6 protein-coding genes are annotated in these 5,278 nt (G+C 57.9%); 3 read left to right on the top strand and 3 right to left on the bottom strand.

Annotation, left to right across the window (positions count from 1 at the left end):
- Positions 1 to 2,291, bottom strand: a 2,291-nt coding sequence (locus ABIL25_10765) for an FG-GAP-like repeat-containing protein (GenBank protein ID MEO0082748.1), incomplete at its 3' end; no start/stop codon positions are given.
- A 127-nt stretch (positions 2,292 to 2,418) separates the two neighbouring features.
- Positions 2,419 to 2,700, bottom strand: a complete 282-nt coding sequence (locus ABIL25_10760) for a hypothetical protein (GenBank protein ID MEO0082747.1) — start codon at positions 2,698 to 2,700, stop codon at positions 2,419 to 2,421.
- On the opposite strand from ABIL25_10760, the gene ABIL25_10755 reads away from it, so the two are divergent.
- The 3 genes from ABIL25_10755 (at position 2,599) to ABIL25_10745 (ending at position 4,450) form a co-directional block, all read left to right on the top strand.
- Entirely contained in the window at positions 2,599 to 3,123 is a 525-nt protein-coding gene (locus ABIL25_10755) for a transposase family protein (protein MEO0082746.1), read from the top strand. The genes ABIL25_10760 and ABIL25_10755 overlap by 102 nt on opposite strands.
- A 23-nt stretch (positions 3,124 to 3,146) precedes the next feature.
- A complete protein-coding gene (locus ABIL25_10750) occupies positions 3,147 to 3,299 on the top strand; it encodes a hypothetical protein (protein MEO0082745.1) in 153 nt (50 codons plus the stop codon).
- A 194-nt stretch (positions 3,300 to 3,493) separates the two neighbouring features.
- Positions 3,494 to 4,450, top strand: coding sequence for a FlgD immunoglobulin-like domain containing protein (locus ABIL25_10745; GenBank protein ID MEO0082744.1), 957 nt, complete (start codon positions 3,494 to 3,496; stop codon positions 4,448 to 4,450).
- A 362-nt stretch (positions 4,451 to 4,812) separates the two neighbouring features.
- Here ABIL25_10745 and ABIL25_10740 read toward each other — a convergent pair.
- Positions 4,813 to 5,278: hypothetical protein (locus ABIL25_10740; protein MEO0082743.1), on the bottom strand; the 466-nt coding region annotated here is incomplete at its 5' end.

Here is a 5,278-nt window from a genome sequence, read left to right as displayed (position 1 = left end):
TCGAAGTCTGAGAACGCACAGCCCCAGCCGTTGTAGCACCGTGTACCAGAGAGCCAGGTGACTTCGAAGAATCCCGGGGTCTGAACATTGGGCTTTGGATTTCGGGTTATGAGTTGGTTCTCGTACAGGAATGAACGTCGGCCTTCGTAGATGGACGTGACATACAGGTCAAGGTCGCCATCGTTATCAACATCGGCCCAGGCCGGGTCTGAGTGAGTCTCCTCGTACCTGATGCCAGCCTCGGCCCGTCGGTCAGTAAAGCGGGGATATACCTTCGGTCCCTGGTTCTGATACAGGCGAGAGCGATTAGAAAACTCGATGTAGCGGGGGTGAGCAAGGTCAGCAGTGAAGAGGTCCAGGTCGCCGTCATTGTCGTAGTCGGCCCACTCTGCGCCGATGGTGTGGCCGTACCAGCCGTTCACTTCGTCGCCCGACACGCCTTCGCGGCCGGCAACGTTCTCGAACCGGCCCTGTCCATTGTTGTGCCAGAGAAAATTTTCGCACAACCGGTAGTTGGAAACATAACAGTCTTGATACCCATCATCATCATAGTCTGCCCAGCTTACCCCGCGGCCCGCAAGGTCGGTACCATGTGGCAGTTTGATACCGCCTGAGTCGGTCCAGTCATAAAGCTGGCCTTGGACGTTGCGCCAGAGCTTGTCCGGGTAGTAGGAATGCTGTTCCCAGTTCTCGTAGTTTGCACAGTACAGGTCAACCCAGCCATCGTTATCAAAGTCTGCCCAAGCCGCCCCCTCGGTAGGCCAGGAGTCAGCCGGCATGCCGGCTTCTTTAGTCACGTCCCTGAATCGACCGGCATCATTTTTGTATAGCCGGTCCAGACCAGCACTGGCAGACATCCAGAAGTCAAGCCAGCCGTCGTTGTCATAGTCAGCCCAGACACCACCCCGGCCCTGGACATCGGCCAGGCCAACCGAATCGGTGACATTGGTGAAACTGCGGCCCGAATCGTTGCGGAACAAGATGCAGCCGGACAGCAAAAGGTCGTCAAAACCGTCGTTATTGTAGTCGCCCCAGGCAACACGCGATTCCCGGCGACCGGCAAGGCCCGCGGAGTCGGTGATATCAGTAAATGTTGCGCCGGCATAAGCTAGCTGTTTCCGTCCGAACTCGATGGCCGTACCGTCACTAACCGGCAGCAGACGTTTCAGTCCGGAGTCGGCACGCATCGTCCACGTATTGCGCGAGTCGCCGGCTTGAAGTGCCCGGACATAAGAGCCGAGTGCGTCCATAGTATCGCCCTGTGCTTCCTGGATTTCTCCGAGCAGGCAATGGAACGGGCCAGGTGTTGCTTCCTGCTGCGGGTCCCACTGGAACTGACGGATTGCGTCGTCCAGCCAGTTGCGCGCCTCATCGAGCCCGCCCTGGGCCTTGAGCGCTTCGGCAAGTGCGAGCCGGGCAAGACCGTACAACGGCGGATAATCAATCTCCCACTGCTCCTGGGGTTTGTTTTTCGGCTTTCGTGCCAGCGGTTCGAGCGCGATTGCCCGGCGGGCGTATGTCTCGGCTGCTTCAGGTGCGAAATTCAGCCGGTTGAAAATGGCAGCAGCATACCGGAAGCGGAAGGGGTCAAGCGAGTCGTCCGCCGTCATTTCTGCTGCCACGGCCCGCGCCTGGGCCGTGTCTTTGAGCCCGAATAATGAACTCAGAAGGAATATGTAGAACGTCTGACGCCATTCGCTACGCGGATAGCGGTCAAGAAATCGGCGGATAAGCAGCACTTTGGCTGAGTCGTTGGTCCAGACTGGATAGAGCGAATCGTAGAAAGCCGAACCGATTAGCTCGTATCCCCTTGGCGAATCAGGAAAGAGCCGCGTCATGAGGGCGGCAACCTCAGCGCCCTTGACGCTGTCTGCCAGACTGAGTCCGTCGAATGCCAGGCTCAGACTACGTTCGGTCGTCTCGGCAAGGAATGGCGCGACTTCATCAAGAATAAGCTGTTTCGTGACCACAAGCGCGGCCGAGTCATCCTTGTCTCGATGATATAACGCATTCCAGCGCCCGATGATTGCTGAGTCATCGGCGGGTCTCAACTCCAGTGCCCGCTGCCACCAAGTGACGCTTGAATCGTACATATGCTGGTGGTCAAAGACCCGGGCAAGGTCTTTCGCGGCTGAAACGTCAGCCTGGTTCTTCTCAAGTTGCATCCGGTAATATGCCGCCGCGGGCTGATAGTCCCGGCGGGCAAGATAGTCCCAAAGTGTACGCGGCGCGGCAAAAACAGCGAGCGCTGACAGAAGCAGAGCCGTGAGGGTTCTTACCCGGGACTCCATGACCGGGCATCAGCGTACTACTACCCGCTGGCAAGTCAAGACCAAGATTTTCGTCAGAAATAATCTACCCGAAACAGATTCGTTTTGGCAGAATGGACCGGGTCTTTTCGGGCGTCAAAATAGCAGGCTACCAAGGACCGTTTCTTCCTATACGACAAGGAGAAAACCACCCTGGCAGCCTGCCTGATGCCCATTTTTCCTCCTTACTCACTCCGTCCGCTTCCACAGCCAGCGGCTGTTCTGCCATCCCAAGCTCAGAAAGGCGTTCACCGAGCTCAATGCTATCAGTCCATCTGCGGTTGACCGTCTGCTCCGGCCAGTCCGAGCCGAGCTTCTGGCCAAACGCCGCTACAAGTCCAACCCCTTTGCCTCCTGGCTCAAGAAACGCATCCCGGTCGAGACCTGCCATGACAAACCCAAGAAGGAGCTTGGGTATCTGGAGATAGATTTGCTAAGTCACGGAGGGCAGAGTCCTTGCGGTGAGTTTGCCTATACGCTGGTAGTCACCGAGATAACCACTGGCTGGACCGAATTGCGGGTGCTACGCAACAAGGCTCACATCTGGGTGATGTTGGCGATGAAGAGCATTCTGCGGGCAGCACCTTTCCCGGTTACTGCCATCCATTCGGACAATGGCAGCGAGTTTATCAACCAGGCGCTGGCGAAGCCTGCCGATAAGCACAAATTGCGCTTCACCCGGTCCCGGGCGTACCAAGAGAACGACTCGCCCTATGTCGAGAGCAAGAACTGGAGCTTGGTGCGCAGCTACGTTGGTTATCGTCGGCATGATACGAAAGAGGAGAACCTGGCACTAAGGGGCTGGACCGGCTGATAGCGCTCAAGCACAACCTGCTCATGCCTTCGCTGAAGCTGGTGGCAAAGGAAAGGGTGGGGCTGCGGGTCAGCAAGCGCTACGATATTGACACCCCGCTGCACCGGCTTGTTGGCTATACCCGGGTTGGCCAAGCGTTACAGAAAGAAGCTGGAGCGGCTGCTGGCTGGAACTGACATTTTGCGCCTGCTTGATGACCTGCGGCGTGGCGAGCGCCGACTTGACGCTGGGTACAGGGGCAAGTATGCTAGTGGTGCACCGACTCAGGAGGTTGCATGACTACAGTCAGTGCAGAACCTATTTGTTATGACCAAAGTCGCTGCCCGGTTGTAGTTGCCGTTCGAACAGACCGAAATCACTGGAGGTAAGTATGTCATACGCGAGTTGCGTTCTTACGATACTGAGCATTAGCTTCGTCCCGACACTTGCCCAGGGTTTGCAGCCGGTCGAACTGCCGTTTTCGGTCGCGCTCGAACCAGGCTGGCCCGTTGACAACAGTGTCTGCCTGCTCGAACCGTCGGCCTGGACCGATGGCGATGAGACTCTGCATTGGGACCAAGACCCGGACCGGGGATTCAACATCAACGGTACCTACAGCTACGGTTGCGCACAGCGTTACACCGAGACCACGGGTGTCGTGGTGAATGCGATTCTTTACTACCTTACCGGCAACGCAGACGATGTATTCGTGTACGTTGCGGGTGAAAGTACGGTCGCAACGCCGGGACGGATGCTTGATACCACCCGTGCTTCGGGTCTGGGTGGTGGAATCTGGAAGCGGGCGAACATGCCGCATCCGCCGGCAATCGAAGCGTACAAGGATTTCTGGGCGTGCGTGATCATCCGACGCCACCCGTCCGGTCAGTATCCCTTGACCCTTGACCTTGGGCCGATGGTTCCCTGGCGTGGCGGGTACATCACCCTGCCGAGCATCGGACCGACTTGGTATCAGTTGACCGATCCACCTTTCTGGACTGACCGCAACGTCAACATCCGGGCGGTCATCACGCGCTCAGGCACAGGAGTGGAAGAGGTCATCGGTCCGACCGAACCGGCGACTTGGCACCGGGTATGGCCAACGCCGATGCGAATCATCGGCCATGTCAGCTACTGCGCCTTGACCGCCGGGGACGCGAGCCTCGATATCTACGACGTAGCCGGGAACTTGGTCAGGAGGATTACGGACCGGGCAGACAAGCCTGGCACGCGCATGCTGGTTTGGGACTGTCGTTCGGACCAAGGCCACCAGGTTCGGGCCGGTACTTACTTTTACCGTCTGGCCACGGCTGGCAGGACCGCTACCGGCAAGGCGGTCGTAGCGGACTAAGAAAGTCTATAGCCACAGGTTTTGTTAGCCGGTCTGTGCTTGTGCGTCGCACAACACGCTGAGTCCGAGTCTTGGACGTAGAGTGTAACGCTTCTTGCGTGACGCGTTGGGGGAGTTCGGCTACGGCTGAGTACAAGTTGCAGCAACAACTTTCGCCATAATTGGATGTGCCCCAAATAGGTTCTGCACTGACTGTAGTCATGCAACCTCCTGGCTCGGTACACCACGGTTTGCAGCGGCGTCTTGCCACGAGCTTCTTGCGGACTGGCCGGAGCAGACGGTCCACACTAGACAGGCTGATAGTCTGGAGCTTAGCCGTGATGCCTCATAATTGGATCTGCCCGAAATGAGTCGGAAATCCGTCATGGTTTCGCCCTCTTGATGGGAGCGTACTTGCTGCCGCAGACCTGGTCAAGGGGCGTCTGCTCACGTGCGAGCCGCGCGCTGAGATCGACGTAATCCACGTCGTTACCGAGTTGCCGTAGTCTGCGTTGCTGCTGCCTGATCAACCGGTCTGTTGCCAGCAGTCGCCGTGCAGGAATCTCAATTGAATGCCGCTTCTGGATACGCGCTCCATCTCGCTGACGGTGCTCCAGCTTCATGGTCGGTATGAAGAGATTGTGCTTCAGCGCAACCAGTCGTGCCAGTCGCCGCAGCACGGCGACTTCGCGGCGGGTGTCGTAACGTCGGTAACCGACGTAGACCCGCACCAAAGACCAGTTCTTGCTCTCAACGTACGGCGCGTCGTTCTTGCGGAAGGCCCGCGAGCGAGTGAATGGTATGCCGAGCGAGCGCGCCAGCTGGGTGAGTGGCCGGTTGATGAATTCG

Source organism: candidate division WOR-3 bacterium (assembly GCA_039801365.1).
Lineage (GTDB): Bacteria > Hydrothermota > Tepidihabitantia > Tepidihabitantales > Tepidihabitantaceae > JBDRUN01.
Note: the sequence above shows the minus strand (reverse complement) of the source record. Positions and strands in the feature narration are given on the sequence as shown.

What these genes read in the sequence shown, in the direction of transcription:
- ABIL25_10750 (MEO0082745.1), top strand. Translation starts at nt 3,147, where the DNA reads ATGCCTTCGCTGAAGCTGGTGGCAAAGGAAAGGGTGGGGCTGCGGGTC.
- ABIL25_10760 (MEO0082747.1), bottom strand. Translation starts at nt 2,700, where the DNA reads ATGGCAGGTCTCGACCGGGATGCGTTTCTTGAGCCAGGAGGCAAAGGG.
- ABIL25_10745 (MEO0082744.1), top strand. Translation starts at nt 3,494, where the DNA reads ATGTCATACGCGAGTTGCGTTCTTACGATACTGAGCATTAGCTTCGTC.